This is a genomic window from Streptosporangium saharense (genome assembly GCF_014203715.1).
In the GTDB taxonomy this organism is placed as follows: Bacteria; Actinomycetota; Actinomycetes; order Streptosporangiales; family Streptosporangiaceae; genus Streptosporangium; species Streptosporangium saharense.
The window spans coordinates 113,358-139,403 of sequence record NZ_JACHJP010000010.1 but is presented as its reverse complement, the minus strand read 5'-3'; the positions used below and the strand labels follow the sequence as shown (position 1 = coordinate 139,403).

Sequence of the window (26,046 nt, the reverse complement as noted above, 5' to 3'; positions counted from 1 at the left end):
GGCGGACGCGCCGTGGCCGTCCTGATCGTGCGCACCGCCCAGGGAAGGTGACGTAAAGGCCGCCTCACAGCATAGGCTTAGCGGGATAGACAGTACGGCGAGGAAACCAGGAGGAGGCCGCGCGTGATCGAACTCGAAGGTCTACCCGAGCTCGTCGACCCGGTGCTGATCGCCGCGTTCGAGGGGTGGAACGACGCGGGCGAGGCTTCGAGCGGAGTGATCGCACACCTTGAGGAGGAGTGGAAGGCCACCCCGCTGGTCTCCTTCGATCCGGAGGAGTACTACGACTTCCAGGTGACGCGCCCCATCGTGGAGATGGGTGAGGGCCTGACCAGGTCCATCACGTGGCCGACGACCCGGCTGTCCTTCGCCCGTCCGCCCGGCGCCGACCGCGACGTGGTGCTGGTGCGCGGCATCGAGCCCAATATGCGCTGGCGCTCCTTCTGCGAGGAGCTGGTCGGGATCTGCCGCGAGCTCGGCGTCGAGCTGGCCGTGCTGCTCGGCGCTCTCCTCAACGACTCCCCGCACACCCGGCCGGTGCCGATCGTCGGCTCCGCGACCGACGAGGGCCTGGCCAGGGCGATCAACCTGGAGCTGAACCGCTACGAGGGGCCGACCGGCATCGTCGGCGTGCTCCAGCACGCCCTCGGCAACGCCGGGGTGCACGCGGTCTCACTGTGGGCCTCCGTGCCGCACTACGTGGCGCAGCCGCCCAACCCCAAGGCCACCATGGCGCTGCTGAGCCGGATGGAGGACCTGCTCGACATCCCGATGCCGATGGGCGCCCTGGCCGAGGAGTCGCGGGCCTGGGAGCACGGCGTGGACGAGCTGGCCTCGCAGGACAGCGAGGTGGCCGACTACGTCAAGGAGCTTGAGGAGCGCAAGGACGCCGCCGAGCTGCCCGAGGCGAGCGGCGACGCCATCGCCGCGGAGTTCGAACGTTATCTCCGCCGCAGAGATCGCGACGGCGATGGCTGAGACGCGCGCGACATAGTTATAATTGTTTACTCCTTTCTCCACTGATTTAGAGTGATAATCGGTGACCATCCAGGTCTTCCTTCGGGTCGTACCGGGTTGGAAGACTGGCTCGCAGACCACAAGAAACACCGTCCTGTAAACACCGGTGAACGGGCCCGTCACCGCGCCGAACATTGTCCACGTGACAGCGCACGTTAGGGCGATCATGGCCACTCCACAGCTCGACCCGCACCAGAAGGCACAGGAGGCGCGACGCCGCGTCCTTGAGATGGCCGTAATCATGAAACGTGAGGACGGTGAGAACGCCCCTTCGTACCCACGGGTCCGGGGCACCACCCCGGGGCAGGCGGTGGACATGTTCCTCGCCCTGCTGCAGGACCGGCTCCCGGTCTGGCTGCGCATTCTCGACGACCTGATGTATCTCGTCGGCAAGGGGCGGGTGAACGACAACCTGCTGCCCATCGCGAGGGCGGGCATCGACTACTACCTGGAGGTCCAGGCCGCGGCACTGCCCGCGTTCACCTCCCCCTCGGTCACCGTCCGCTTCCGCGAGGCGATGCGTGACAGCGAGATGGGCCCGATGTCCGAGGTCGTCCCCCTGGCGGAGTACCTCGCGGCCGAGCAGCGGATCGGCCGGATCTCGGCCGACGCGGACCCGCTGGCCAGCGCCCGGCTGCTGCTGGCCGGATGTTTCCGCCACGCCTACTACGAGATGTTCGTCGGCACCGGTTTCCTGCCGTCGCGCGACGACAGCGCCGAGGAGATCATCCGCGAGCTGCGCCTGGAGCGCGCCCCCGGCGACACCCCGCCGGACACGACACCCGAGTGATCCCCTGTGCCGGCTCTCCTGTCCGGCACATACGGCTTCTTTCCGTACGGCACAGCACTTTTCTCGTACGGCGAAGCGGCCCCGCGGGGGGTTGGCCGGAGGCGACAATGGGAATCGTGTGCGTGTCCGTCCGTCGCCCCGGGGAGTGCGTGTGGCCGTCCAGCCGATCCGACTGTTCGCCGACCCGGTGCTCAGGACCGTGTCCGAGCCGGTGACCGACTTCGACCGTGAGCTGCGCGGCCTGGTCAAGTCGCTCCAGGCGACACTGCGCGCGGGCGCGGGCCGCGCCGGTCTGGCCGCCCCGCAGATCGGCGTCCCGCTGCGGGTCCTCGTCTACGAGTCGGACGGCAGGTCGGGGCACCTGGTCAACCCGCGCATCGAGGCGTCGGAGCGCAGGATCACGGCCGACGAGGCGTGTCTTTCCGCGCCCGGTCTGTGGTGGCCGCTGGAACGCTCCTACATGGTCACGGCCAGGGGCCGCGACATGTTCGGCAAGCCCGTGACCGTCCGTGCCCTGGGGACGCTCGCCCGGGTCCTGCAGCACGAGGCCGACCACCTCGACGGCGTCCTCTTCGTGGACCACCTTCCCGCCGAGGAACAGGAACGATTCTTCGCCGCCAACTCATGACTTGTCAGCGGGTAATCATTCTGATAAGGTCGCCCGGTTGCAGTCGTAGTCTCAGCAAGCCTTATCATCTCAAGTGCTCGATGAGGTCCGCCGACGGCGGGCTTTACGGTTTCTCCCGATGGTTCTAGCGGGTGCAGACAAGGCCCGCAACGCAGCCCCGAACCGCCGGCTTGGCGGTCCGGTGAGGCTCCCGACGAGGAGAAGTAGTTTTGTCCGAAGGCACCGTGAAGTGGTTCAACGCCGAAAAGGGTTTCGGATTCATCGCGCCGGATGACGGTGGCGCCGATGTGTTCGTGCACTACTCGGCCATCGACTCCGGGGGCTACCGCTCCCTGGAGGAGAACCAGCGGGTCAGCTTCGTCATCACGCAGGGCCAGAAGGGCCTGCAGGCCGACCAGGTCCGGATCGTCTGACCCGTACCTCATGTCTTCAGCCGGGGCTTCGGATCCTTTTCGGTCAAACGTCCCGGTCCGGGCCCGTGCCGCCTCTCCGCGGCGCGGGCCCGCACGTTTTCTCCCGACGGAGCCTTCCGTGAGGGGCGCGCTCAGAGCCTGACGCCGAGCAGCGCGTCGGTGAGGTCCCTGACCAGCCCGGGTGCGCCCGGGTCGGTGCCGCCGTCCGCCAGCGCCCGCTCCGCCCAGTCGTCGATCAGCGCCAGCGCCCCCGGGGTGTCGAGGTCGTCGGCGATCCTGGCCCTGACCTCGTCGAGCAGGCCGCGCGCGTCCGGGCCCGTCTGCAGCCCGGTCGCCGAGCGCCAGCGGGCCAGCCGTACCTCCGCCGAGGCCAGTTGACCGGAGGTCCACTCCCAGTCGGCGCGGTAGTGGTGGGCCAGCAGGGCCAGCCGGATGGCCATCGGGTCGGTCTGCTGGCGGAGCCTGGAGACGAAGACCAGGTTGCCCTTGGACTTGGACATCTTCTCGCCGTCGAGGGCGACCATGCCGGCGTGGACGTACGCCCTGGCGAAGGGCCACTCGCCGCAGGCCACGTGCCCCTCGTGGGCGCCGCACTCGTGGTGCGGGAAGATCAGGTCGGAGCCGCCACCCGCGACGTCGAACCCGCTGCCCAGGTTGGCCAGCGCGATCGCGGTGCACTCGATGTGCCAGCCCGGCCTGCCCCTGCCGAGGCGTGAGGGCCAGGCGGGCTCCCCGGGGCGCTCGGCGCGCCACAGCAGCCAGTCGAGCGGGTGCTTCTTGCCGGGCCTGTCCGGGTCGCCGCCGCGTTCGCGGGACAGGGTGAGCATCAGCGCCTCCGGGTATCCGGAGACGGCGCCGAACTTGGGGGCCGCGGAGACGTCGAAGTAGACGTCGCCGTCGAGCTCGTAGGTCGCGCCCTTGTCGCGCAGGAGCTCGATCAGCTCGGCGACCTGGTCGACGACCTCGGTCACCCCGACGTACTCGCGCGGCGGGAGGATGCGCAGCGCCTCCATGTCGGTCCTGAAGAGCTCGATCTCACGCTCGGCCAGCTCGCGCCAGTCGACACCGGTCTGCTCCGCCCGCTCAAGGAGGGGGTCGTCGACGTCGGTGGCGTTCTGGGTGTAGTGGACCTCGTGCCCGGCGTCCCGCCAGGCGCGGTTGACCAGGTCGAAGGCGAGGTAGGTGTTGGCGTGCCCGAGGTGGGTGGCGTCGTACGGCGTGATGCCGCAGACGTACATCCGCGCCGTCGGGCCCGGCCTGGTGAGGCCGGTCTCTCCCGCGGCGGTGTCGAACAACCGCAGCGGGACACCGGCACCGGGAAGCCGAGGGACCTTCGGCGCAGACCACGATCTCATGTGATGAGCCTATCCAGCAGACAGACCGTCCCCATCAGGCAGGGACGGTGGGTGGTACGGGGTACTTTCTCAACCTCGGCGACCCGGTGGATCATTCCGGCAGGACGCGGTGGAAGGCCTCCGGGTCCTGCGGATCGCCGGTGAAGTCGTAGCGGACGCCCTGGGCGGACAGCCCGAGCAGGGAGACCGACAGCGAGCCGAAGACGCGCCCGTCGGGCAGTTCGTGCCGGATGACCATGGCTCTGGGGTCGTCCCTGGGCAGACCGGCCCCGGTGGAGAGCTCCCGCCACTCCCGCCAGGGGCCGTCGAGGGTCTCCGGTCTGCCGGCCTTGGCGAACAGCGGGCGGAAGAAGGCGACCCGCTCGTTCTCCTCGCCGCGCTCCCAGCCGCTGTTGACGATCATGTGCGTCCCCCGGGGAAGCTCCTCCTCCCACAGGGCGGTCCCGTCCCAGTGCCAGATACGGGCTCCCGTCCGCTCGGCCAGAATCAGGTGGAAGGGGTCGTAGCTCACCGGGTCGAGACCGGTCAGGCCACCCTCCGCCGCGGCCCTTAACGGCAGCTCCCCGCGCGAGATCCTGCTCTCCTGCGGGGCGAGCAGGCCCTGTCCGTTGACCAGCGCGGCGATCCTCCCGGATCCGGGGTGTACGGCGAGCCAGGTGCCGCCCGCGAGGAGGTCACGTCCACCGAGCAGGCCGGGCCAGTAGGGGGCCGGGGGCGACCATGGCCGCTCGACGAACTCGTCACGCACTCCGACCATGATCAGGGGGACCTCGGCGCCAGGATCGACGCTAACCACAACCGTGCACATGCCCGGCAGGCTACGCCTCCGGAGAAGGACGGCCCATGGCGGGGTCGGGGGTCCTCGCGGACCGGGTCTAGATCGGCGGCCAGGGAATGGCGGGCCAGTCCTGGGAGGGCAGAGGGTGCAGTCCGGTGTCGAGGAGCTTACGGACCCGGGCGCCGGTCGCCTCGACCTCGGCGGGGGTCAGCAGCTCGCGCAGGCGGCGGCCGAGACTCCCCTGCTCCAGGTCGCGTTCCAGGCGGGCCAGGACGTTCACGGCCTCGCGGGACAGCGGTTTGCCGCGCCACTGCCACAGCACGGTGCGCAGCTTGTTCTCCGTGGCGAAGCAGACCCCGTGGTCGACGCCGTGGATGTGCCCGTCCGGCAGCGGCAGCAGGTGGCCGCCCTTGCGGTCGGCGTTGTTGACGACGGCGTCGAAGACCGCCATCCGCCGCAGGGAGGGCTGGCGACTGCGGATGAGGACCATCAGATCCACGTCGGGGTCGGCGTCGATCCACAGCTGGCACATCCCGGGGCCGAACGGGCCGTCGCGGTAGACGGTCGGCGGGACGATCCGCCAGCCGGTGGCCGCGGAGACCTCGAAGGCGGCCACCTCACGGGAGGCGAGGGTGCCGTCGGGGAAGTCCCACAGCGGGCGCTCCCCGCGCACCGGCTTGTACACGCAGGCGGCGGACAGGCCGCCGAGCCGTACCGAACAGTAGAGCGTCATGTTGCTCGCCTCGACCAGACGGCCCTCGACCTCCAGGTGTCCGTCGCGGAGCAGACGCAGAGCGGTCTCGTCGTCCAGTCCCGCCATGGGAGTCGCGCTCAGCGTGAACTCGCCCTCGGCACTCATTCGCCTCCTTCTGCCTGTGAAGCGCTCCTACCCCGGTAACCGTTGAGGCGCACGCAAATATGCCCGTCCGCATCGAGAGGTTGGCCGCACAACGGGCACGGTGGGCGTCCTGCGGCGACCAGGGCCATGGCGCGCCTGGTGAAGGCCCTGGCGGCGGCCGGGCTGATGTGCACGCGCAGCACGGCGGGCTCCAGCAGCGGGGAGGGCTCGAACTCCTCCTCTTCCTCCGCGACGGCCTCCTGCGCCTCGATGACCACCTGGGCGGTGTCCGCGTCCCAGGCCAGGGCCATGGCGCCGACCCTGAAGTCCTCGCTGATGGGCACGTCGAGCGGGTCGTTGTCGGTCAGCGCCACGGGGGCGGTCGCGGGCACCTGGGTTCCGCCGCGCCGCAGCACCTCGTCGAGCAGCTCGTCGAGGCGGTCGGCCAGCGCGGCGACCTGGAACTTCTCCAGCCCGACCGTGGTCAGCCGACCCTGCCCGCGGGCCTGCAGGAAGAACGCTCGTGATCCCGGTTGCCCCACGGCACCGGCCACGAATCTCTCGGGTGGGTCGTAGTCGAAGACCGGCATAGCCCCGACCTTACGTGGTCCCGGCGCCGCCGCCGACCGCGGCGTCGCTCTCGGTGAGGTTTTGTCCCCCGCCCTTCTCCTCCGCCCCCTCCTGCGGCTCCTCCGGAGGCCGCAGGCCGGTGACCTCGCCACCCAGGTCGTTGAGCCTGAGCACGAAGGGGCGCAGGGGGGTGTAGCGGATCGCGGTGAGCGAGGCGGGATCGGCGGTTATCCGCTGGAACTGGTCCAGGTGCAGCCCCATCGCGTCCGCCACGATGGCCTTGATCACGTCCCCGTGGCTGCAGACGAGGTAGACGCCCCTGGGGCCGAGCCGTTCGTTCCACTCCCTGACCGCGGCCACCGCCCGGTGCTGCACGGCGGCCAGCGACTCTCCTCCGGGGAAGGTCACGGCGCTCGGGTGGCTCTGCACGACCCGCCACAGGGGGTCCTTGGCCAGCTCGGCGATCGGGCGGCCGGTCCAGTCGCCGTAGCGGCACTCCCCGAACCGCTCGTCGGTCACCACCTCGGTCTCACGCCCGGCGGCCACGGCCCCGGCGGTCTCCAGGCAGCGGTCCAGCGGGCTGGAGACGATCGCGTCCAGCTCCAGCGGGCCCAGCCGTACGGCCAGTGCCTCGGCCTGGGCGCGTCCCGCCTCGCTGAGGTGGAGGTCCGGCGTCCAGCCCGCCAGCACGGGGCCGGTGAGGTGGGTCAGGCCGTGTCTGGCCAGCAACAGGGTCGTCACGCGGGCAAGTCTTGCAGGCCTCGCTCCACTACTTTTAACCGGCCGGGCGGTAACCTGGCCGGATCATGGAGCAGCGCTATGTGGGCCGCAGCGGCCTGTCGGTGTCCCGCCTCGGGCTGGGGACGATGACGTGGGGACGTGACACCGCCGCAGAGGAGGCCGCGGCGCAGCTCCGGACGTTCGCCGAGGCCGGGGGCACCCTCATCGACACCGCCGACGTCTACTCGGGCGGTGAGGCCGAGCGGCTGCTCGGGCGGCTGATGCGCGACTCGGTGCCCCGCTCCGAGCTGGTGCTCTCGACCAAGGCGGTGCTCACCCCCGCCGGGCCCAGGCCGCGCGACGCGTCCAGGAGACATCTGATCGCGGCCATCGACGCCTCCCTCGGCCGTCTCGGGGTGAACGAGGTCGATCTGTGGCAGCTACACGCCTTCGACCAGGAGGTCCCGCTTGAGGAGACCCTGGCCGCGCTCGACGCCATCGTCTCCTCGGGCAGGGCGGCCTACGCCGGGGTCTGCGACTACGCGGGCTGGCAGCTCGCGGCGGCGGCCGTCAGCCAGCGGACGGTCCCGGGAAGGACGCCGATCGTCGCGGCCCAGGTGGAGTACTCGCTGCTGGCGCGGGAGGCGGAACGCGAGCTGATCCCGGCCGCCGAGCACGTCGGCGCCGGGGTGCTCGCCTGGTCGCCGCTGGGCAGGGGGGTCCTGACCGGCAAGTACCGCACCGGCATCCCCGCCGACTCCCGGGCGGCGACCCCGCACTTCGCCGACTTCGTCACGCCGTACCTCGACGAGAGGTGCCGCCGGGTCGTGGAGTCGGTGACGACGGCGGCCGAGGGGCTGGGGGTCTCCCCGCTGTCGGTGGCGCTGTCGTGGGTGCGCGACCAGCCGGGGGTGGCCTCGGCGATCGTCGGCGCCAGGACCTGCGCCCAGCTGGTAGGAGCGCTCCAGTCGGAGGACCTCGTCCTGCCGATGGAGATCAGAGAGGCCCTCGACGACGTCTCGGCGGACTGAGGAACGCGAAACGAGGAAAGCGAGCCGGAACAGAACGAGAATCCATCTCGCGTATCACTACTCGATACCGAATGGCAACTTTACGTGGAAAACCCTGGCCTCCCCACAAAACTGTCAATGGTGACAGGAGGGGCACTCAGGTGTCAGCGACGTTCCGTCACCGATGCACAAGGGGGACAATTGCGAACCGCGATCTCTGTCGGCGCCCTAACGCTGACGCTCGGCGGCATGCTGCTCGCCGTCGCACCCACCCCCGTGAGCGCCGTCGCCCGGGCGGGTGACTGTGAGGGCGGCGGGCTTCTCGGCGGAGTGACCGACGGCCTGTGCGAGGCGGTCGGTGCCGTGAACAACGCCGTGAGCGGCACCTTGAACGACACCTTGAACGACACCGTGGGCGGCGGTGTGAGTGATCTCGTCGGCGACGCTCTGGGCAGTGCCGTGAGCGGTGCCGCGAAGGGACTGGCCGTCGCTCCCCCGCCCGACGTTCTCCCCTCCGGTGACGACGGCTACGGACAGACCATGGAAACTCCGTCGTACGCCACGAAAGACGGGAAAAACCCGAAGGACGATAACCCTAAAAAAGACGATAAAAGCGGGAAAGCGCAGAGCAGTGAGGCGAGCGCGCTCGCCCCGGAGAGCATCCTGGACCAGCCCCGGCAGGCCCTTCTCCCCGAGGCGGTTCCCGAGCTCTTCATGACCCCCTGGGATGAGGCCGCCGAGGACGCGAGCGACGTGGGCGACCCGCCGGATCCCAAGGACCCCAAGGACGCCGGAGACGCGGGGGACGCCGACGCCGCGCCACCCCAGAGTCCGGGCAACGCCTGCTCGCCGCTGTCCGACTCCCCCGGGTGCGCGGGCACCTCGGCGAACGCGGCCCCCAAGGAGAGCGCCACCCCGCAGGCCTCCCCGAGCCCCACCCCCTCGCACGATGGCGGGGCCGTACCCGCGGAAGAGAGCGCGCGGTGGCTGACGGACGAGCCGGTGCGCCCCGCGCAGTCCCGCAGGCGCGCCGTGGAGACCGATGAGAGGGGCGACGGAGGTGGTGACCGCGCCGACGGGCGTCAGGAATCCTCCGGCTCGGAGGACCAGCCGCCGGTGGTCGACGCCGAGGCGCCCCGGCTCGACCTCCTGTGGCCCGCGGGCCCGGTCATGCGCAAGCTTCAGCGGACCGTCACCCCGACCAGGTCACCCGACCCGCTGGGCACCGCGTTCACCATGACGCTGCTGGTCGCGGCGATCCTCGCCGTCCGCCTGCTGTACGTCAGGCGGATCAGCGAGAAGTCCATCCCGCTTGAGCCGCTGCGGATGAAGCGGCACAGGACGGCCTGAGAGGCGGGGTCAGCCGATCGCGTGCACGCCGCCGTCGACGTGCACGATCTCCCCGGTCGTGGCGGGGAACCAGTCGGAGAGCAGCGCCAGGCAGGCCTTGGCCGCGGGCACGGTGTCGCGCAGGTCCCAGCCGAGCGGCGCCTTCTCCGGCCAGCTGTCCTCGAACTCGGCGAAGCCCGGGATGCTCTTGGCGGCCATCGTGCGCAGCGGCCCCGCGGCCACCAGGTTGACCCGGATCCCGTGCGCGCCGAGGTCACGGGCCAGATAGCGGGAGCAGGACTCGAGACCGGCCTTGGCGACGCCCATCCAGTCGTAGACCGGCCAGGCCCTGCTGGCGTCGAAGTCGAGCCCGACGACAGCTCCCCCCTCCTTCATGAGCGGCAGGCAGGCCACGGCCAGCGACTTGAACGAGTAGGTCGAGACGTGCAGCGCGGTCGCCACGTCCTCCCACGAGGTGTTCAGGAAGTTGCCGCCAAGACAGCTCTGCGGGGCGAAGCCGATGGAGTGCACCACGCCGTCGAGGCCGTCGAGGTGCTCGCCGACCCGGTCGGCCAGCGAGTCGAGGTGCTCGGTGTCCTGCACGTCCAGCTCGATCACCGGCGGCGTCTCCGGCAGCCGCTTGGCGATGCGCTCGACCAGGCTGAGCCTGCCGAAGCCGGTCAGCACGACCTGCGCGCCCTCCTGCTGGGCCAGCTTGGCCACGGAGAACGCGATGGAGGCATCGGTCAGGACACCGGTGACCAGGATGCGCTTGCCTTCGAGAATTCCCATTGTCAGTGCCCCATTCCCAGGCCGCCGTCCACGGGGATCACGGCCCCGGTGATGTAGGCGGCGTCCTCGCCCGCCAGGAACCCGACCACGCGGGCGATCTCCTGGGTGCTCGCGTAGCGTCCCAGCGGGATGTTCTTACGGATCTGCTCCTGATACGCCTCGTCGAGCTCGGCCGTCATGTCGGTCTCGACGAACCCGGGAGAGACCACGTTGACCGTGATGCCGCGCGAGCCCAGCTCCCTGGCCACCGACCTGGCGAAACCGATCAGCCCGGCCTTCGAGGCTGCGTAGTTGCTCTGCCCTGCCGAGCCGAGCATGGCGACCACCGAGGAGATGAGCACGATCCTGCCGCGCTTGAGCTTGAGCATGCCGCGCGTGGCGCGCTTGGCGACCCGGTAGGCGCCGGTCAGGTTGGCGTCGATGACGTCGGTGAAGGTCTCTTCCTTCATCATCGGCAGCAGCGTGTCCCTGGTGATGCCCGCGTTCGCGACGAGCACCTCGACCGGGCCGTGCTCGGCCTCGATCTTCCCGAACGCCGCGTCGACGTCGGCCGTGCTGGTCACATCGCAGCGCACGCCGAACAGGCCCTCCGGGGGCTGCCCTGAGCGGTAGGTCACGGCGACGGCGTCACCGGCCCTGGCGAATTCACGGGCGATCGCGAGGCCTATGCCGCGATTGCCGCCGGTTACGAGAACAGATCGAGCCATGCACCCGACGCTAGTGGCTACCCGGCGGTAAACCTCTTGTCCGTGAGGGACAAGATCACAGGGTTAGGATCGTTGACATGCGCCAGATCGATCCCGATTTCCTCGCCCTGCCGATGAGGCGGCTGGCGGACGCGGCCCTGCAGCGCGCCCGCGACCTCGGCGCCGAGCATGCCGACTTCCGGTTCGAGCGCGTCCGCGCCGAGACGCTCCACCTGTCCGACGCGCTGCCCGAGGGGTCGGCCGACGCCGACGACCTCGGCTACGCCGTACGGGTCGTCAAGAACGGCACCTGGGGGTTCGCGGCCGGGATCGAGCTGACCGCGGAGGCTGCCGCGCGGGTCGCGGAGCAGGCGATCGAGGTGGCGGTCGTCTCCGCGCCGGTCAACCGCGAGCCGGTCGAGCTGGCCCCCGAGCCGGTCCACTCCGAGGTCACCTGGGTCTCCGCCTACGACGTCGACCCGTTCGAGGTGCCGATGCGCGACAAGGTCGCCCTGCTGGCGGCCTGGTCGGAGGGGCTGCTGCGGAATCCGCGGGTCGATCACGTGCAGGCCTCGCTGATGCAGGTCAAGGAGCAGAAGTTCTACGCCGACGCGGCGGGCGCCTCCATCACGCAGCAGCGGGTGCGCGTGCACCCCCAGTTCGAGGCGACGCGGACCGAGGACGGCAGGTTCGAGTCGATGCGCACCCTCGCCCCGCCGGTCGGGCGCGGCTACGAGTACCTCACCGGCACCGGCTGGGACTTCCCCGGCGAGCTGGCCCTCATCCCGGAGCACCTCGCGGAGAAACTCGCCGCCCCCTCCGTCGAGGCGGGGCGCTACGACCTGGTCATCGACCCGTCGAACCTGTGGCTGACGATCCACGAGTCGGTCGGGCACGCCACCGAGCTGGACCGGGCCCTGGGCTACGAGGCGGCCTACGCGGGGACCAGCTTCGCCACCTTCGACCAGCTCGGTTCCCTGGAGTACGGCTCGCGGGCGATGAACGTCGTCGGTGACCGGACCGCGGAGCACGGCCTGGCCACGATCGGCTACGACGACGAGGGCGTGGCGGCCAGGCGGTTCGACATCGTCTCCGGCGGCGTCCTGACCGGCTTCCAGCTCGACCGCAGGATGGCGCTGCTCAAAGGGCTCGGCTCCTCCAACGGCTGCGCCTTCGCCGACTCCCCCGGCCATCCCCCGATCCAGCGCATGGCCAACGTCTCGCTGCTGCCCGACCCGGAGGGCCCCTCGACCGAGGGGCTCATCTCCGGCGTCGAACGCGGCATCTACGTGGTCGGCGACAAGAGCTGGTCGATCGACATGCAGCGGTACAACTTCCAGTTCACGGCGCAGAGGTTCTACCGGATCGAGAACGGCAGGCTCGCCGGGCAGGTGCGCGACGTCGCCTACCAAGCGACGACCACCGACTTCTGGCGGTCGATGGCGGCCGTCGGCGGGCCGGGGACCTACGTGCTCGGCGGCGCGTTCAACTGCGGCAAGGGCCAGCCCGGCCAGGTCGCCCCGGTCAGCCACGGTTGCCCCTCCGCGCTCTTCCGGGATGTGCGCGTGCTGAATACCCTGCGGGAGAGTGGCACGTGAGCCGACGGGGAGACGGGCGCGCGTTCCCTGGCCAGGGCCGCGGGAGCGCGCCGACGAACACCGCACGCCAGGGGACGCCCCTGCGGACCACCGGGCAAGGAGTGGGATGAGTCCCCAGGAAATCATCGAAAGGGCTCTGGAGTTGTCCACGGCCGACGACACCGTCGTGATCGTGGACGAGACCTCGAGTGCCAACCTGCGGTTCGCGGGCAACACGCTCACGACCAACGGCGTGACCCGCTCGTCGCAGCTCACCGTGATCTCGATCGCGGGGCGGGGGGTGGGCGTGGTCTCGCGGGCGGCGGCCCGGCCCGAGCAGCTCGCCGACATCGTCGCGGCGGCCGACCACGCGGCCGAGGACGCCAGGCCCTCCGAGGACGCCAGACCACTGGTCGAGGGCGCCCAGTCCGCCGACTGGCGGGAGGCCGCCGAGCCGACCTCCATCGGGGTCTTCGGCGGCTTCGCCCCGGCGCTCGGCGAGACGTTCGCCACCGCCGAGGCGGGCGGTCGCAGGCTGTACGGCTTCGCCGAGCACCTCGTCACCACCACCTTCCTCGGCACCTCGACGGGCACCAGGCTCCGTCACACGCAGCCGACGGGGCGTCTTGAGCTGAACGCCAAGTCGCCGGACATGCGGCGCTCGGCCTGGACGGGGGTGGCAACCCGCGACTTCTCCGACGTGGACGTGGCGGCGCTCGACGCCTCGCTGGCCACGCGGCTCGAATGGGCCAAGAGGCGGATCGACCTGCCCGCGGGCCGTTACGAGACGCTGCTGCCGCCGTCGGCCGTCGCCGACCTGATGATCTACCTGTACTGGACGGCCGGGGCCAGGGACGCGATGGAGGGCCGCACGGTCTTCTCCAGGCCAGGTGGCGGCACCCGCGTCGGGGACACGCTCTGCCCGCTGCCCGTCGGCCTGGGCAGCGACCCCTGGGCGCCCGGCGTCGAGTCCGCGCCCTTCGTGGTGGCGCACTCGTCGAGCAGGCAGAGCTCGGTCTTCGACAACGGGCTGCCGCTGGCGCCGACCGGCTGGATCACGGACGGCAGGCTGGCGAGCCTGCTGCAGACCAGGCACTCGGCGGAGCTGACCAACCTGCCGGTGACCCCGGCGACGGACAACCTGATCATGACGGGGCCGGGGGACGGCCGCTCGCTCGACGAGATGGTCGCCTCGACCGAGCGCGGGCTGCTGCTGACGTGCCTGTGGTACATCCGCGAGGTCGATCCGCAGAGCCTGCTGCTGACTGGCCTGACCCGTGACGGCGTCTACCTGGTCGAGAACGGCGAGGTCGTGGGCGAGGTGAACAACTTCCGCTTCAACGAGAGCCCGGTGGGCCTGCTCGGCCGCGTCACCGAGGTCGGCGCCTCAGAGCCGACCCTGCCCCGCGAGTGGAGCGACTACTTCACCCGCGCCGTCATGCCCGCGATGCGGGTCCCCGACTTCAACATGTCGACGGTCAGCCAGGCAAGCTGACGATCGTTCTGGGCCGTCCTCCCACGCCGGGACGGCCCCGGGTGTCTCAGGTCAGGTGTCCTCAAGGCGGAAGCCGACCTTCAGGCCGACCTGGAAGTGCCCGATCTCCCCGTCCACGATGTGCCCCCTGACCTCGGTCACCTCGAACCAGTCGAGGTGACGCAGGGTCTGCGCGGCACGCCGGACGCCGTTGCGCACGGCCGCCTCGATGCTCTCCTCCGACGTGCCCACGATCTCGGTCACCCGGTACGTACGATCCGTCATCGCGACCTCCTTGCCGAAGGCCATGGTCGCACGCGCTTTCACCCTCGCCGGAGGCGAGGTCTAGGTTGGAGGGGTGAGGAAATGGCACAGACGCCAGCAGGTCCACCAGGTGACCAACGCGCAGCCCTCCCTGAGCGAGGACATCGGCAGGCGCGAGCGGAACTACCTCATCAAGATGGGGATCCGGCTGCTCTGCCTCGTCCTCGCCTTCACCGTGCCCGCCCCGCTGCCCGTACGGCTGCTGCTCTTCGCCGGTGCGATCTTTTTACCGTACGTTGCCGTGATCGGGGCCAACGCACCGCGTCGCGGGGCGGAAAGCACCTTCGACATTACGGATGACAGCCAGAACGAGATTCCACGCCACCGACGCGAGATCGGGTCGTGACTAACTCTTGACGCATCTCAGGGGTTGGAGGTGTACGCTTTAAGCAAGTGCCCTGGTCCCCCGTCGGGGCACTGGTGCCGGCGTTCCGGGCCCCCGTCGGAACGCCGATGAAGCGACGCCGGGTGGTTTGCCCCCGTAACCACCCGGCGTCGCCCTTCTCTTTTCAGGCCTCAGTCCTCGGTCTTCTCCCAGTTCTTCGCGAGCTCGACTAGTCGCTCAAGCGTGTCCTCGTTCGCCGTGCCCGCTCCCTGGGCCAGTCCGAGCAGGTAGGCCGTCAGCGGAGCCGCGGGGCGCGCCACCCCGTGGGCGACCTCCTTCGTCAGGTCGAGCACGGCGTCCCTGTCGACCCGCGCCGGGTCGATGCCGAGTTCCCGGCAGACCAGCTCGGTCCACTCCGCCAGCACGTTCATCGCTCACTCCTCGTCCGTGGTCGTCCGCGCGCGGGCGGGGTGCCCACGCGGTCATGCCGGTGCCGCCGTGCCCGGCGCGTCGCCTCCGGCACGCAACAGATCATCCGGCGTGTCGCAATCGAACCACGGTCTGCCGGGAAGGCGGAGCCCGACGGGTTCGAGCGGGCCGAGCAGCCCGTGCAGCGACCGTCCCTCGTAGCCGTCGAGCGCCCTGGTGAGCCGGGCCGTACGCCAGACTCCGGCGAGCCACTGCGGTCTGTCCTCGTCGTCGAGGAGCACCGCGCCCGCGGCTCCCTCGGCCGCGTCGAGCAGGGCCGAGACGTGTCCGGGCGTCAGGAACGGCAGGTCGGCGGCGAGCAGGACGACCCAGGGGGCGGTGACCGCGGTCATGCCCGCCCGCAGCGCGGGGACGGGGCCCGAGCCCGGGGGGTCCTCGCGCAGGAAGACGGCGCCGGGCAGGCCGGGGCGGGGGGCGCCGACGACGATCAGTCGCTCCGCGCCGGGGACGGCCGCCGCGACCCGCTCGACCAGCGGGCGTCCTCCGACGCGCAGGCCGGGTTTGTCCCGGCCGCCGAGCCTTCTCGCCATACCGCCCGCGAGGACGCAGGCGTCGTGACGCGCGGTCATCCGCCGATGGCGGACATCGGGCGGGACGGCTGCAGGAAGGACGGGTCGTCGATGCCGTGCCCGGCCTTCTTGATCCGCACCGCGGCCAGCCAGCGCTCGGCGAGCTCCTCGTCGCTGGCGCCCGCGCGCATCGCCGAGCGCAGGTCGGACTCGTCGGTGGCGAACAGGCAGTTGCGGACCTGGCCGTCGGCGGTCAGCCGTACCCGGTCGCAGGAGCCGCAGAACGGGCGGGTGACCGAGCCGATCACGCCGACCCGCGCGGGGCCGCCGTCGACCAGGAAGAGCTCGGCGGGGGCGCTGCCCCGCTCCCCCGGGTCGGCGTCCGTCAGGTCGAAGTCCTGGCGCAGCGCGGCGAGGATCTCCTCGGCCGTGATCATGTTCTCCCTGCTCCAGCCGTGCTGGGCGTCCAGCGGCATCTGCTCGATGAAGCGCAGCTCGTAGCCCCGCTCCAGGCAGTGGCGCAGCAGCGCGGCGGCCTCGTGGTCGTTGACCCCGCGCATCAGCACGGAGTTGACCTTCACCGGGCGCAGTCCCGCGGCGTCGGCGGCGGCCAGGCCGTCGAGCACGTCGTGCAGCCGGTCGCGGTGGGCGAGCTTCCTGAACGTCTCACGGTCGAGGGTGTCGAGGGAGACGTTGACCCGGCTCAGACCCGCCTCGGCCAGGGGCGCGGCCAGCCTGACCAGCCCGATGCCGTTCGTGGTCAGGGAGACCTGGGGCGCCGGGCGCAGGGACGAGGTGCGGGCAACGATGTCGACCAGTTCGCGGCGCAGCAGCGGTTCACCACCGGTGTAGCGGACCTCGGTGACTCCGAGCCGCTCCACGGCGAGGGTCACCAGCCTGACGATCTCGTCGGCGGTCAGCAGCTCGGGTTTCGGCAGCCACTCAAGCCCCTCCGGGGGCATGCAGTAGGAACAGCGCAGGTTGCAGCGGTCCGTGAGGGACACCCGCAGGTCAGTCGCCACCCGGCCGAACGAGTCCCGCAGCATGGGTCGTCACCTCCTCACATCTGTCCGCTCCGGCTGGGGGCCAAGCCTAAGCCCGGTACCCGCCGGGATCCCGTACGGGTCTCCTCCTGGCGACAACATCACCGTCGAGGGGTTGATTCCTCCAAAGCCCTCAAAAGGATGACATGTCCAGACACTGGGAACGCTCTCCCCGTCAGGACCGGGCGGCTCGCCTGCCGAAATCATCACATGAGCCGCGAAATCCCACACAAATCACAAGAAAGCATTCAGGTGATTCATGGATATATGTCTAATTATCGCATAACGCTTTGGTGCCAAGGCCTCCGCGCGCCGGGGAAATCCCGGAGGGCACACCCATAATCCGTAGCGACGACCCCGGGAGTGCGAAGGGAGCCGGAGCCCGTGAGACCGGTACCGGACAACCGCCTGCGCGCGCTGATCCTCGTGGCGCCCCTGCTCATGACCGTCCCCATCCTGCTCTCCGGCCCCGCCGTCGCCTCCGTAGGAGGGGCCGCGACCCCGGGCCGGGGAACATCACCGGAAGCGGCAAAGAACGAATTTTCCGGAAAAATCCTGGAATCGTCTTTCGGGATTCCCCCGGGGCCGACTCCGCGCGCCGTACTCCCGGCCGGTGTGACGAATCTCGCCGTTTCCATACCTGGGTACGGCGTGGCCGACTGGTGGAACCCCGCAGAGGAGGAGGACGCGATCCAGGCCGTTCCCTTCCTCATCGCCTCCGGGGTGATCCTGCTGGCCGTCGTCCTGGTCTTCCGGGGGACGCTGCGGGCCAACCTGCGCGCCGAGCGGAGCAGGAGGTCCCGGCTTGAGCGTTCGAGGCGGCGGCCCGACCTCCCGGAGGACGAAGACAGGGAGAGGCCTACCTGATCGAGGAATGCGGGTGATAATCCGGCGAACGGTAAAATGAGTGGGATTTCCTTTCTGGCACCGCCACACTGATCAACAGCCAGTTCAAGGAGATTCACACGATGCCGAACCAGCCCGCACCGAACCTGCTGTCGTGGGCCAGCGAGATCGACGAAGGCGCGATCATGCAGGCCGCACGCACCGCCCGTCTTCCGTTCGTCTCCGGACACGTGGCTCTCATGCCAGACGCGCACGTCGGCATCGGGGCGACCGTCGGCTCGGTGATCCCCACCGAGAACGCCATCATCCCCGCCGCCGTCGGGGTGGACATCGGCTGCGGCATGGTGGCGACCGAGACGACACTCACCGCCGCCGACCTGCCGGAGACCCTCGCCGCGCTGATGCCGATGGTCGAGCGCCGCATCCCCGCCGGGGTCGGCAAGGGACACAGCGACCCGTCCATCGACCGGGCGCTCGACGACCTCGGCCTGCCGTACACGGACCTGAATCCCAGGCAGGAGAAGAAGGTCGCCGAGCAGTTCGGGACGCTCGGCTCGGGCAACCACTTCGTCGAGGTCTGCCTCGACGAGCGTGACCGGGTCTGGACCGTGCTCCACTCGGGGTCGCGTGGCGTCGGCAACCAGCTCGCCACGATGCACATCACGGGCGCCAAGCGGATGATGAAGAAGCAGGCCGTCGGCCTTGAGGACCCGGACCTGGCCTACCTCGTCCAGGACACGCCGGAGTTCACCGCCTACATCGAGGACATGCTGTGGGCCCAGCGCTACGCCATGGCCTCGCGTGCCCGGATGGACAGGGTGCTGGTCAACGCCCTGTTCAACGTCGTCGGCGCCGGGCGGCGGGTCCGCACGATCAACTGCCACCACAACTTCACCCAGCGGGAGACGCACTACGGCAAGTCCCTGTGGATCACCCGTAAGGGCGCCATCAAGGCCGACGCCGGGGACGAGGGCGTGATCCCGGGCTCGATGGGCACCCGTTCGTACATCGTCCGCGGTCTGGGGAACGTGGAGTCCTACACCTCCTGCTCGCACGGGGCAGGACGCCGGATGTCGCGGACGAAGGCCAAGCGGGAGCTGTCGGCCGACTCGCTCACCCAGGCGATGCGGGGCCGTACGTGGAACGCCGACCGGGCCGCGTCCCTGGTGGACGAGCACCCCGAGGCGTACAAGCCCATCGACCAGGTCATGGCCGACCAGAAGGACCTCGTCGAGGTCCAGCACACCCTGCGTCAGATCTTCAACTACAAGGGTTGACCGTACGGCGGGCGTGGGGATCTTGCCCCGCCCGCCGTTCTCCCGCAAGATCGCAGTATGCGCGGTGGCCCTCGGCGTCAGGACGCGGTGATCGTGGTTCCCATGGCGAGCAGGAGCAGGACGTCGACCGCCGCGACGGCCACGGCTCCCGCGAAGGGCGCCTTCGGCCACCGCCCGGCCAGCAGTGGCCCGGCGCAGGCGAACACCGTCGCGACGGCGAGCGCGGCCCATCCGCCCGGTCCCGGCGCCCCCGGCGGCCCCAGGACGAGCAGCACGGTCGCCAGCAGCAGCGGGGCGGGGACCAGCACGCGCACCCGCGCGGCGCCGAGCCGCTGCGGCCAGCCTCTGACGCCGGTCGCGAGGTCGTCCTGGATGTCGGGCAGCACGTTCGCCAGGTGCGCCCCGCAGCCGAGCAGGGCCGCGGCCAGCACCGCCCACCACGCGGGCCACGGCGCGCCGGGCAGGCCCAGCGTCACGAACGGCGGCAGGCTGCCGAAACCGACCGCGTACGGCAGCCACGAGAACACGGTCGCCTTGAGGCCCAGGTCGTACGCCCAGGCCGCGGCGACGCCTACGAGATGGACGATCCCCGCCGCCGGGCCGAAGGCCAGGGAGAGCGGCACGCAGAGCGCGAGGGCCGTCCACGCCGCGGCCCACACCGTGCGCGGGGCGAGCGCGCCCTCGGCGACCGGCTTGTCCGTACGGCCCGCCGCCACGTCCCTGGCCGCGTCGGCCGCGTCGTTGCACCAGCCGACCGAGAGCTGTCCCGTCAGCACGGCCATGGCCGCCAGGGCGCAGCCACGCGCGTCGTGCCCGCAGGCCAGGGCCAGCGCGGTCACCAGGACGGTGACGGCCACCGTCGGCCCCGGATGGCAGGCGCGCGCCAGCGCCACCGCCGTCGCCACCGCCGTCGCGAACCCGCCCCCCGGCCTGTCCGCCGTCCGCACCCGTCCCGCCCACCGGCTCGTCACAGAGTCGATGGTAGGCACACCACCGTCCGGCGGAAGGCTTGCCACGAGCGTGGGCGGGCAGAAGCCAGGTGTCCGCACCCCCCTTCCTGACGAGGCCCGGGAGTAACCCTCTGATGACGCGAATCGCCGCCGTCCGCGGCGCGCTCCCGCCGAACCGCCACTCCCAGGCCGAGATCACCGACGCCATCGCGCGGCTGTGCCTGCCCGAGGGTGCCGACCGGCGGGTGCTCGACCGGCTGCACGCCAGCGCCAGGGTGCGTTCCCGGCACCTGGCGCTGCCCCTGGACCGCTACGCCAAGCTCGACGGGTTCGGGGCGGCCAACGACGTCTTCGTCGAGTGCGCCGTCGAACTCGGCGCCGAGGCGGTCGGGGCCGCGCTCGACGCCGCGGGGCTCACCCCCGGGGACGTGGACATGATCATGTTCACGTCGGTGACCGGCCTGGCCGCGCCCTCGGTCGACGCCAGGCTGGCGGGCCGCCTGGGGTTCCGGCCCGACGTCAAGCGGGTGCCGATCTTCGGGCTCGGCTGCGTCGCGGGGGCGGCGGGGATCGCCCGGGTGCACGACTACCTGCGCGGCTGGCCGGAGCACGTGGCGGTGCTGCTGTCGGTCGAGCTGTGCTCGCTGACCCTGCAGCGTGACGACTCCTCGGTCGCCAACCTGGTCGCGGGCGCGCTGTTCGGCGACGGCGCCGCGGCCGTCGTCGCCTGCGGCGCCGACAGGCTCCCCGGAGGGGACGGCCCCACGGTCGTGGCGACCAGGAGCCACCTGTATCCCGGCTCGGAGCACGTCATGGGCTGGGACGTCGGCGACACCGGTTTCCAGGTGGTGCTCGACGCGAGCGTCCCGGACGTGGTGCGGACCTACCTGGCGGACGACGTGGACGGTTTCCTCGCCGACCACGGGCTGACCAGGCAGGACGTGACGGCCTGGGTGTGCCATCCGGGCGGCCCGAAGGTGCTTGAGGCCGTCGCGGAGACACTCGCGTTACCGGAGGAGGCGCTCGAACTCACCTGGCGCTCGCTGGCCTCGGTCGGCAACCTGTCGTCCTCCTCGGTGCTGCACGTCCTGCGGGACACCCTCGCCCTGCGCCCGCCTCCCCCGGGGACGCCGGGGCTGCTCATCGCGATGGGCCCCGGCTTCTGCTCGGAACTCGTCCTGTTGCGCTGGTAGCCGGTAGGGGGAACGGTGTCCTGGTATCTGTCGCTCGTCCTGCTCGTCGGCGTGGAACGGCTGGCCGAGCTGGTGGTCGCCCGCCGCAACGCGCGCTGGAGCCTGGCGCGCGGAGGGGTCGTCCACGGACGCGGCCACTACCCGTGGATGGTCGTCCTGCACACCGGGCTGCTGGCCGGATGCGTCCTTGAGGTGGGCCTGGCGGGACGGCCCTTCGTCCCCGCGCTCGGCTGGCCCATGTTCGCCCTGGTGGTGGCGGCCCAGGGACTGCGCTGGTGGTGCATCGTCACCCTGGGCAGGCAGTGGAACACCGAGGTGATCGTGGTTCCCGGCCTGTCGCCGGTGACGCGCGGGCCGTACCGGCTGCGGTGGCTGCGCCATCCCAACTACGTGGCGGTCGCGGCCGAGGGCCTGGCGCTGCCGCTGGTGCACGGCGCCTGGGTCACCGCGCTGACCTTCACGGTGCTGAACGCCGCGCTCATGGTGGTGCGGATCCGCTGCGAGGAGGCCGCCCTGGCCACGCTCTCCCCGGCGCCGTCCCCGGGGCGGGCTCCGGCGTGATCGACGTCCTGGTCGCGGGCGGCGGGCCCGCGGGTCTCGCCACCGCCATCCACGCGGCGCTGGCCGGGATGGAGGCCGTCGTGGTCGAGCCCAGGCCCGGCCCGGTCGACAAGGCGTGCGGTGAGGGGCTGATGCCCAGCGGTGCCGCGGCGCTGCGGGCGCTTGGCGTGCGGGCCGAGGGCAGGGCGCTGGCGGGGATCCGCTACGTGGCCGGCGAGGACCGGGTCCAGGCGGAGTTCAGGAAGGGCAGCGGGCTCGGGGTGCGGCGCACCGCCCTGCACGACGCGCTGTCACGGCGCGCCGCCGAGGTCGGCGTGCGGGTCGTGCGGGGCAGGGTCGACGAGGTACGGCAGCGCCACGACGGCATCGAGGCCGCGGGGCTGCGAGCCAGGTGGCTGGTGGCCGCGGACGGCCTGCACTCCCCGCTGCGCGCCCTGCTCGGGCTCCAACTGCCCGACACCCGTCCCCGCAGGTACGGCCTGCGACGGCACTACCCCGTCGCCCCGTGGACGGACTTCGTCGAGGTGCACTGGGCCGAGGAGTCGGAGGCGTACGTGACGCCGGTGGGCGCGGACCTGGTCGGGGTGGCCGTGCTCAGCTCGCGGCGGCGGGGTTACCAGGAGCACCTGGCGGACTTCCCCGAGCTGGCGGCCAGGCTCACGGGTCCCGCGGCGACCAGGGTGCGGGGAGCCGGGCCGCTGCGCCAGCGGGTGCGTTCCCGGGTCGCGGGGCGGGTGCTGCTGGTCGGCGACGCGGCGGGCTACACCGACGCCCTCACCGGTGAGGGGCTCTCCCTGGCGCTGCTGTCGGCGCCGGTGCTCGTCGGCTGCCTGCGCTCCGGGGATCCGCGTTCCTACGAGGGGGCCTGGCTGCGGCTCTCGCGCAGGCACCGGCTGCTGACCGGGGCGTTGCTGGAGACGCGGCGGCACCGGGTGGCCGGGCGGCTGATCGTCCCCGCGGCGCGGCGGCTGCCCGCCCTGTTCGGGGCCGCGGTGCACGCTCTTTCGTGAGGTTCCCGTGCGGCGGACCGCCCCGCGTGGGCGGGGCGGTCCTGGGTTCTCACCCCGTGGTCAGCGGACCGAGGGGGTCAGCGGACGACCCTGACCCAGTCCCTGGCCTCGGACGGCGCCAGGCCCCTGGCGCCCTCGAAGACGACGCGCCAGGTGCCGGAGGTGTAGACGCGGACGTCCGTGGCGAAACGTCCGTCACGGCCGGTCTCGATCGCGTCGACGAACTCCCACCTGCTCTTGCCGCTCGCGCGGAACAGCACCACGATCTTCTGCCAGCCGGCCGAGCCCGCCCACTGGGTCCTGCTGCTGTCGCAGGGGTTGTGGCGGGTGGCGAGACCGGGCCCGCGCTCGTGCGGGTTGCACTCCTCGCCGACCTGGAGCTGGCCACCCAGCGTGATGCGGTGGAACCTGCGGACCGGGTTGGGGTCGGCGTAGAAGCCGGAGATGCGGGTCTCGGTGGCCCGGCTCGCGGTCTGCGCGGTCACGGCCTGGGTGGTCGCGGCCTGCGCCGGTGTGGTGAGCGCGAGAGCGGAGGCGCCCAGCGCCGCCGTGGCCAGGACTGTCGCGATGCGTCGCAACATCTGGTACTTCCTTCCCCGTTGAAGGACGCGCCTCACGGCGAGGCGCGCCTACCGTCAAAGACGCTTCAACATAAGGAAAAGTCACAGTAAACCGGAAATTAGCCACATCAAATGGAATAGAGATATGGCGTTTTGTCCCGATAAATGCGTTTATGAGATGGTCGAGTGGATGATGCTACGTCTGCCCGCGTAGTGTCCCGTCCCGGCGAACACGATGCGCCACTGCCCGTTCCCCACCCCCGGCACGTCCCTGATGAAACGCCCCTGCGCGTCCGTGGTCGCCGAGGCCACGGTCTGCCAGTCCTCCGCCGGATCACGCCGGTACAGGATGTCCACCGGCTGGCCGGGGAAGGGGGCGTAGTCCAGGTAGCCCTGCGGATCGACCCGGTTCAGGACTCCGCGGACCCGCACGCCCGCCTCCCCCGCGACCGCCCGCACCGCGCTGAACCTCGTCTCCCGCCGCAGCCAGAAGGAGGCGCGCCCGGTGACGGCCACGCCGTCGGCGCCCCTGGCGGTCACCGTGACGGTCCAGCGTCCCGCGGGATACCAGCGGGTCAGCTCCCTGTCGGGCACGAACCGCCAGGTCTCCCACTCCCGTCCAGGGGGCGGCGTCTCCCCCGGTGTCACGGGCTCCTCCGGGTCCCCCTGGATCAGCGGGGGGATCGGCTCACCGTTCGCGGCCGGGGTGCCCGGCTCGACCTCGATCGTCACCCCGTCCGGCCCGACGATCCCCGCGGCGATCACCTCGATCACCAGCCGCACCGACCCGGACGGCCCGACCACGGGTGAGCGCGGGGTCATGGTCACCGAGCGGATCACCGGCTCCTCGGTCACGGCCGCTCCCGCCGGGGCGGGCAGGAGGGCGGCCGTCGCCGTCAGCAACGCGAAAAGGACTCTCATGATCCAGGACGCTAGGAACGGCGCGGTAATGGCCGGGGGACGGACACGCGCCCGTTGGGCAAAAGGCCGTTCCCGCAGCAGGTCAGGACGCGTACAGACCGTCGATCTCCCGCGCGTACCGGGCATGGATGACCCTGCGCCTGAGCTTCAGGCTCGGCGTCAGCTCCTGGCTCTCCGGCGTCCACTCCACCGGCAGCAGCCGCCAGCGCTTGACCTGCTGCACCCGGGCCAGGCGCCCGTTGGCCGCGGCGACCGCCCCCGCGACCTGCTCGGCGACCTCGGGATGCCCGGCCAGGTCGGCCAGGTCGGTGAACCCGATGCCCCGCTCCTTCGCCCAGACGGGAGCCGTCTCGCCGTCGAGGGTCAGGATCGCCACCGGGTACGGCCTGCCGTCGCCGTAGGCCAGGGCCTGGCCGACGAGGGGGTGCTCCCGCAGGAGGCCCTCGATGTTGGCCGGGGAGATGTTCTCGCCTCCCGCGGTGATGATCAGTTCCTTCTTGCGGTCGAGGATGCTGACGAAGCCGTCCGCGTCGACGGTCCCGACGTCGCCGGTGTGCAGCCAGCCGTCCTCGTCGAGCAGTTCGGCGGTCTCCCTGGGCCGGTTGAGGTAGCCGACGGCGTTGGCCGGGCTGCGGGTGAGGATCTCCCCGTCGTCCGCGACGCGGATCTCGACCCCGGGCCCGGCCTGCCCGACCGTGCCGAGCTTGAAACGGTCCTGGGCGTTGGCCGTGAAGGCGCCCGTCGTCTCGGTCATGCCGTACACGTCCAGGACGCGCAGGCCGAGACCGGCGAAGAAGCGCTGGACCTCGCGCGGCATCGGCGCGGCGGCGGTGGCGAGCCAGCCCGCGTTGTCCAGGCCGATCATCGAGCGCACGCCGGACAGCAGCGCGGCGTCGGCCCGCGCGTAGGCCTCGATGACCTTCGGTGAGGGCGTGCGGCCGTACTGGCAGGCCTCGACGTGGGCGAGACCGGCGGCCATGGCCAGGCGCGCCTGCTCGCGCCGCTCGCGCGGCTGCACGGACAGCACGGCCTGGAGCTTCGCCATCATCTTCTCCCACACGCGCGGGACGCCGAAGAACAGCGCGGGCCTGACCTGGCCGAGGACCGTGCCGAGCTGGGACATGTCCGTGCAGAAGTAGGTGTGGGAGAGCTTGAAGAGCGGCAGGTAGAGGCTGAGCACCCGCTCGGCGATGTGCGCGTAGGTGAGGTAGGAGATCTGGGTGCCGCGCTCGGGCACCTTCGCCAGCCGGTCGGTCGCCACGACCTCGTAGAAGACGTTGGCGTGGGTGAGCGGCACGCCCTTGGGGTTGCCGGTCGTGCCGGAGGTGTACAGGACCGTCAGGACGTCGTCGGCGCTCACCGCGCGCCAGCGGGCCTCGACCTCGCCCGGCTCGGCGGCGAGCCGTTCGCGGCCCAGGGCCAGCAGGTCGTCCCAGGTGACGAAGCGCTCGTCCCTCGGGGCGCCCTCCAGCATGACGATCCTGCCCAGCGCGGGCAGGTCACGCAGGACCGGCTCCCATCTGGCCAGGTCGTCCGGGCCACCGAGCACCGCTATCCGCGCGCCCACGTCGACGGCGACGAAGGCGACCTGCTCGGGGGCGAAGGTGGGGTAGACCGAGCACGAGACGCCACCGGCGTGCACCGCGCCCAGGTCGGCCAGGACGTGCTCGCTGCGGTTGGCCATCATCAGCGCGACCGCCTCGCCCTCGCGCAGCCCGAGGACCGTGAACCCCGCGGCGATCTCCAGCACCCGCCGCCTGACCTCGCCGTAGGTCATGGTCGTCCAGCCCTGCCCTGAGGGCCCCGAGGGGTCGGAGTATGCGGGTGCCCCCGCGTCCCGTTCGGCCGCCTCCCACAACTGGGCACAGACGGTACGGCCCGCGATCTCCCGTTCGATCGCGGCCCGCTCCTCAAGGACACCGGCCATCGAAGCGCCTCCTGGAAGTGCTCACTCGCCTTGTGAGGCATGCATCGCATCACACGGGATACGGGGGAACAAGACCTTCGGCGTTAAGGGACCAACCACGTACGACCTTTCGGTCCGCCCTCGCCGGAACGGAC

29 protein-coding genes are annotated in these 26,046 nt (G+C 71.2%); 14 read left to right on the top strand and 15 right to left on the bottom strand.

From position 1 onward, the window contains the following. Positions 1-123: 123 nt before the first annotated feature. The 4 genes from FHS44_RS32910 to FHS44_RS32895 all read left to right on the top strand — a co-directional run bounded on the left by FHS44_RS32910 (position 124) and on the right by FHS44_RS32895 (position 2,848). Positions 124-978 (top strand): PAC2 family protein, encoded by an 855-nt coding sequence (locus FHS44_RS32910; protein WP_184721964.1) that lies wholly within the window; start codon positions 124-126, stop codon positions 976-978. A gap of 181 nt (positions 979-1,159) precedes the next feature. Next, positions 1,160-1,807 (top strand): hypothetical protein, encoded by a 648-nt coding sequence (locus tag FHS44_RS32905; RefSeq protein WP_184721961.1) that lies wholly within the window; start codon positions 1,160-1,162, stop codon positions 1,805-1,807. Positions 1,808-1,958: 151 nt separating this feature from the next. Continuing rightward, the gene (gene def, locus FHS44_RS32900) at positions 1,959-2,435 is read left to right on the top strand and encodes a peptide deformylase (protein ID WP_184721957.1); all 477 of its coding nucleotides are present in this window, start codon (positions 1,959-1,961) and stop codon (positions 2,433-2,435) included. A 209-nt stretch (positions 2,436-2,644) separates the two neighbouring features. Continuing rightward, on the top strand, positions 2,645-2,848 hold the full coding sequence (locus tag FHS44_RS32895) for a cold-shock protein (protein WP_184721955.1): 204 nt from the start codon (positions 2,645-2,647) through the stop codon (positions 2,846-2,848). 131 nt (positions 2,849-2,979) lie between these two features. Here FHS44_RS32895 and mshC read toward each other — a convergent pair whose 3' ends face one another. From mshC to FHS44_RS32870, 5 genes are all read right to left on the bottom strand, one after another. Next, positions 2,980-4,203 (bottom strand): cysteine--1-D-myo-inosityl 2-amino-2-deoxy-alpha-D-glucopyranoside ligase, encoded by a 1,224-nt coding sequence (gene mshC / locus FHS44_RS32890; protein ID WP_184721952.1) that lies wholly within the window; start codon positions 4,201-4,203, stop codon positions 2,980-2,982. A gap of 91 nt (positions 4,204-4,294) precedes the next feature. After that, on the bottom strand, positions 4,295-5,011 hold the full coding sequence (locus FHS44_RS32885) for an NRDE family protein (RefSeq protein WP_184721949.1): 717 nt from the start codon (positions 5,009-5,011) through the stop codon (positions 4,295-4,297). A 67-nt stretch (positions 5,012-5,078) separates the two neighbouring features. Beyond that, positions 5,079-5,840: an Rv2133c family protein gene (locus FHS44_RS32880; protein WP_184721946.1), complete on the bottom strand. Its 762-nt coding sequence runs from the start codon at positions 5,838-5,840 to the stop codon at positions 5,079-5,081. Then, positions 5,837-6,409: an Rv2134c family protein gene (locus tag FHS44_RS32875; RefSeq protein WP_184721943.1), complete on the bottom strand. Its 573-nt coding sequence runs from the start codon at positions 6,407-6,409 to the stop codon at positions 5,837-5,839. Before FHS44_RS32875 ends, FHS44_RS32880 begins: the two co-directional genes overlap by 4 nt. 10 nt (positions 6,410-6,419) lie before the next feature. Further along, positions 6,420-7,130 (bottom strand): histidine phosphatase family protein, encoded by a 711-nt coding sequence (locus FHS44_RS32870; protein WP_184721940.1) that lies wholly within the window; start codon positions 7,128-7,130, stop codon positions 6,420-6,422. A gap of 65 nt (positions 7,131-7,195) precedes the next feature. Between FHS44_RS32870 and FHS44_RS32865 the strand changes: the two genes are divergently transcribed. Together FHS44_RS32865 and FHS44_RS32860 are read left to right on the top strand one after the other, a co-directional pair. Then, positions 7,196-8,140, top strand: coding sequence for an aldo/keto reductase (locus tag FHS44_RS32865; protein WP_184721937.1), 945 nt, complete (start codon positions 7,196-7,198; stop codon positions 8,138-8,140). 180 nt (positions 8,141-8,320) lie between these two features. Then, entirely contained in the window at positions 8,321-9,469 is a 1,149-nt protein-coding gene (locus FHS44_RS32860; protein ID WP_184721934.1) for a hypothetical protein, read from the top strand. Between the two features lie 9 nt (positions 9,470-9,478). Here the strand turns inward: FHS44_RS32860 and fabI are convergent, their stop codons facing one another. Both fabI and fabG read right to left on the bottom strand, forming a co-directional pair. After that, positions 9,479-10,240, bottom strand: coding sequence for an enoyl-ACP reductase FabI (gene fabI / locus FHS44_RS32855; protein WP_184721932.1), 762 nt, complete (start codon positions 10,238-10,240; stop codon positions 9,479-9,481). A gap of 2 nt (positions 10,241-10,242) precedes the next feature. Next, positions 10,243-10,947, bottom strand: coding sequence for a 3-oxoacyl-ACP reductase FabG (gene fabG, locus FHS44_RS32850; RefSeq protein ID WP_184721929.1), 705 nt, complete (start codon positions 10,945-10,947; stop codon positions 10,243-10,245). Between the two features lie 77 nt (positions 10,948-11,024). On the opposite strand from fabG, the gene FHS44_RS32845 reads away from it, so the two are divergent. Next, positions 11,025-12,524 (top strand): TldD/PmbA family protein, encoded by a 1,500-nt coding sequence (locus FHS44_RS32845; protein WP_184721926.1) that lies wholly within the window; start codon positions 11,025-11,027, stop codon positions 12,522-12,524. A 106-nt stretch (positions 12,525-12,630) separates the two neighbouring features. Further along, entirely contained in the window at positions 12,631-13,998 is a 1,368-nt protein-coding gene (locus FHS44_RS32840; protein ID WP_184721923.1) for a metallopeptidase TldD-related protein, read from the top strand. A 51-nt stretch (positions 13,999-14,049) separates the two neighbouring features. Here the strand turns inward: FHS44_RS32840 and FHS44_RS32835 are convergent, their stop codons facing one another. Further along, positions 14,050-14,262 carry a dodecin gene (locus FHS44_RS32835; RefSeq protein ID WP_184721921.1) on the bottom strand — a complete coding sequence of 71 codons (213 nt, stop codon included), beginning with the start codon at positions 14,260-14,262 and terminating at the stop codon, positions 14,050-14,052. Between the two features lie 73 nt (positions 14,263-14,335). Here FHS44_RS32835 and FHS44_RS32830 point away from each other — a divergent pair, with 73 nt between their 5' ends. Next, entirely contained in the window at positions 14,336-14,647 is a 312-nt protein-coding gene (locus FHS44_RS32830) for a DUF3099 domain-containing protein (protein ID WP_184721918.1), read from the top strand. 170 nt (positions 14,648-14,817) lie between these two features. Here the strand turns inward: FHS44_RS32830 and FHS44_RS32825 are convergent, their stop codons facing one another. From FHS44_RS32825 to moaA, 3 genes are read right to left on the bottom strand one after another with little or no spacing between them, the layout of a single operon-like run. Then, positions 14,818-15,057 (bottom strand): DUF6457 domain-containing protein, encoded by a 240-nt coding sequence (locus FHS44_RS32825; protein WP_184721915.1) that lies wholly within the window; start codon positions 15,055-15,057, stop codon positions 14,818-14,820. A 51-nt stretch (positions 15,058-15,108) separates the two neighbouring features. Further along, complete coding sequence (mobA, locus tag FHS44_RS32820) at positions 15,109-15,684, bottom strand: molybdenum cofactor guanylyltransferase (RefSeq protein ID WP_184721912.1); 576 nt, start codon at positions 15,682-15,684, stop codon at positions 15,109-15,111. After that, complete coding sequence (gene moaA, locus FHS44_RS32815) at positions 15,681-16,670, bottom strand: GTP 3',8-cyclase MoaA (protein ID WP_184721909.1); 990 nt, start codon at positions 16,668-16,670, stop codon at positions 15,681-15,683. The genes mobA and moaA overlap by 4 nt, the downstream gene beginning before the upstream one ends. Before the next feature lie 648 nt (positions 16,671-17,318). Here moaA and FHS44_RS32810 point away from each other — a divergent pair. Continuing rightward, positions 17,319-17,534: a hypothetical protein gene (locus FHS44_RS32810; RefSeq protein WP_184721906.1), complete on the top strand. Its 216-nt coding sequence runs from the start codon at positions 17,319-17,321 to the stop codon at positions 17,532-17,534. A 101-nt stretch (positions 17,535-17,635) separates the two neighbouring features. Beyond that, positions 17,636-18,790, top strand: coding sequence for an RtcB family protein (locus tag FHS44_RS32805; protein WP_184721903.1), 1,155 nt, complete (start codon positions 17,636-17,638; stop codon positions 18,788-18,790). A 77-nt stretch (positions 18,791-18,867) separates the two neighbouring features. Here FHS44_RS32805 and FHS44_RS32800 read toward each other — a convergent pair whose 3' ends face one another. Continuing rightward, positions 18,868-19,761, bottom strand: coding sequence for a UbiA family prenyltransferase (locus FHS44_RS32800; RefSeq protein ID WP_312863902.1), 894 nt, complete (start codon positions 19,759-19,761; stop codon positions 18,868-18,870). Between the two features lie 113 nt (positions 19,762-19,874). On the opposite strand from FHS44_RS32800, the gene FHS44_RS32795 reads away from it, so the two are divergent. From FHS44_RS32795 to FHS44_RS32785, 3 genes are read left to right on the top strand one after another with little or no spacing between them, the layout of a single operon-like run. Beyond that, the gene (locus FHS44_RS32795; protein WP_184721900.1) at positions 19,875-20,933 is read left to right on the top strand and encodes a type III polyketide synthase; all 1,059 of its coding nucleotides are present in this window, start codon (positions 19,875-19,877) and stop codon (positions 20,931-20,933) included. Positions 20,934-20,948: 15 nt separating this feature from the next. Beyond that, entirely contained in the window at positions 20,949-21,494 is a 546-nt protein-coding gene (locus FHS44_RS32790; protein ID WP_184721897.1) for an isoprenylcysteine carboxyl methyltransferase family protein, read from the top strand. Further along, positions 21,491-22,504, top strand: coding sequence for an NAD(P)/FAD-dependent oxidoreductase (locus FHS44_RS32785; protein ID WP_184721894.1), 1,014 nt, complete (start codon positions 21,491-21,493; stop codon positions 22,502-22,504). The genes FHS44_RS32790 and FHS44_RS32785 overlap by 4 nt, the downstream gene beginning before the upstream one ends. Before the next feature lie 77 nt (positions 22,505-22,581). Here FHS44_RS32785 and FHS44_RS32780 read toward each other — a convergent pair whose 3' ends face one another. From FHS44_RS32780 to FHS44_RS32770, 3 genes are all read right to left on the bottom strand, one after another. Beyond that, positions 22,582-23,085: a hypothetical protein gene (locus FHS44_RS32780; protein ID WP_184721891.1), complete on the bottom strand. Its 504-nt coding sequence runs from the start codon at positions 23,083-23,085 to the stop codon at positions 22,582-22,584. Positions 23,086-23,235: 150 nt separating this feature from the next. Further along, positions 23,236-23,985, bottom strand: a complete 750-nt coding sequence (locus tag FHS44_RS32775) for a peptidase associated/transthyretin-like domain-containing protein (protein WP_184721888.1) — start codon at positions 23,983-23,985, stop codon at positions 23,236-23,238. An 82-nt stretch (positions 23,986-24,067) separates the two neighbouring features. Then, positions 24,068-25,912, bottom strand: a complete 1,845-nt coding sequence (locus FHS44_RS32770; RefSeq protein WP_184721885.1) for an AMP-dependent synthetase/ligase — start codon at positions 25,910-25,912, stop codon at positions 24,068-24,070. Between the last annotated feature and the right edge of the window lie 134 nt (positions 25,913-26,046).

Coding starts and splice junctions, on each gene's coding strand:
- FHS44_RS32780 (WP_184721891.1), bottom strand. CDS start 23,085: ATGTTGCGACGCATCGCGACAGTCCTGGCCACGGCGGCGCTGGGCGCC.
- FHS44_RS32865 (WP_184721937.1), top strand. CDS start 7,196: ATGGAGCAGCGCTATGTGGGCCGCAGCGGCCTGTCGGTGTCCCGCCTC.
- FHS44_RS32775 (WP_184721888.1), bottom strand. CDS start 23,985: ATGAGAGTCCTTTTCGCGTTGCTGACGGCGACGGCCGCCCTCCTGCCC.
- FHS44_RS32770 (WP_184721885.1), bottom strand. CDS start 25,912: ATGGCCGGTGTCCTTGAGGAGCGGGCCGCGATCGAACGGGAGATCGCG.
- FHS44_RS32845 (WP_184721926.1), top strand. CDS start 11,025: ATGCGCCAGATCGATCCCGATTTCCTCGCCCTGCCGATGAGGCGGCTG.
- FHS44_RS32885 (WP_184721949.1), bottom strand. CDS start 5,011: ATGTGCACGGTTGTGGTTAGCGTCGATCCTGGCGCCGAGGTCCCCCTG.
- FHS44_RS32825 (WP_184721915.1), bottom strand. CDS start 15,057: ATGAACGTGCTGGCGGAGTGGACCGAGCTGGTCTGCCGGGAACTCGGC.
- FHS44_RS32805 (WP_184721903.1), top strand. CDS start 17,636: ATGCCGAACCAGCCCGCACCGAACCTGCTGTCGTGGGCCAGCGAGATC.
- FHS44_RS32880 (WP_184721946.1), bottom strand. CDS start 5,840: ATGAGTGCCGAGGGCGAGTTCACGCTGAGCGCGACTCCCATGGCGGGA.
- fabG (WP_184721929.1), bottom strand. CDS start 10,947: ATGGCTCGATCTGTTCTCGTAACCGGCGGCAATCGCGGCATAGGCCTC.
- mshC (WP_184721952.1), bottom strand. CDS start 4,203: ATGAGATCGTGGTCTGCGCCGAAGGTCCCTCGGCTTCCCGGTGCCGGT.
- mobA (WP_184721912.1), bottom strand. CDS start 15,684: ATGACCGCGCGTCACGACGCCTGCGTCCTCGCGGGCGGTATGGCGAGA.
- FHS44_RS32835 (WP_184721921.1), bottom strand. CDS start 14,262: ATGACGGATCGTACGTACCGGGTGACCGAGATCGTGGGCACGTCGGAG.
- fabI (WP_184721932.1), bottom strand. CDS start 10,240: ATGGGAATTCTCGAAGGCAAGCGCATCCTGGTCACCGGTGTCCTGACC.
- FHS44_RS32840 (WP_184721923.1), top strand. CDS start 12,631: ATGAGTCCCCAGGAAATCATCGAAAGGGCTCTGGAGTTGTCCACGGCC.
- FHS44_RS32875 (WP_184721943.1), bottom strand. CDS start 6,409: ATGCCGGTCTTCGACTACGACCCACCCGAGAGATTCGTGGCCGGTGCC.
- FHS44_RS32795 (WP_184721900.1), top strand. CDS start 19,875: ATGACGCGAATCGCCGCCGTCCGCGGCGCGCTCCCGCCGAACCGCCAC.
- moaA (WP_184721909.1), bottom strand. CDS start 16,670: ATGCTGCGGGACTCGTTCGGCCGGGTGGCGACTGACCTGCGGGTGTCC.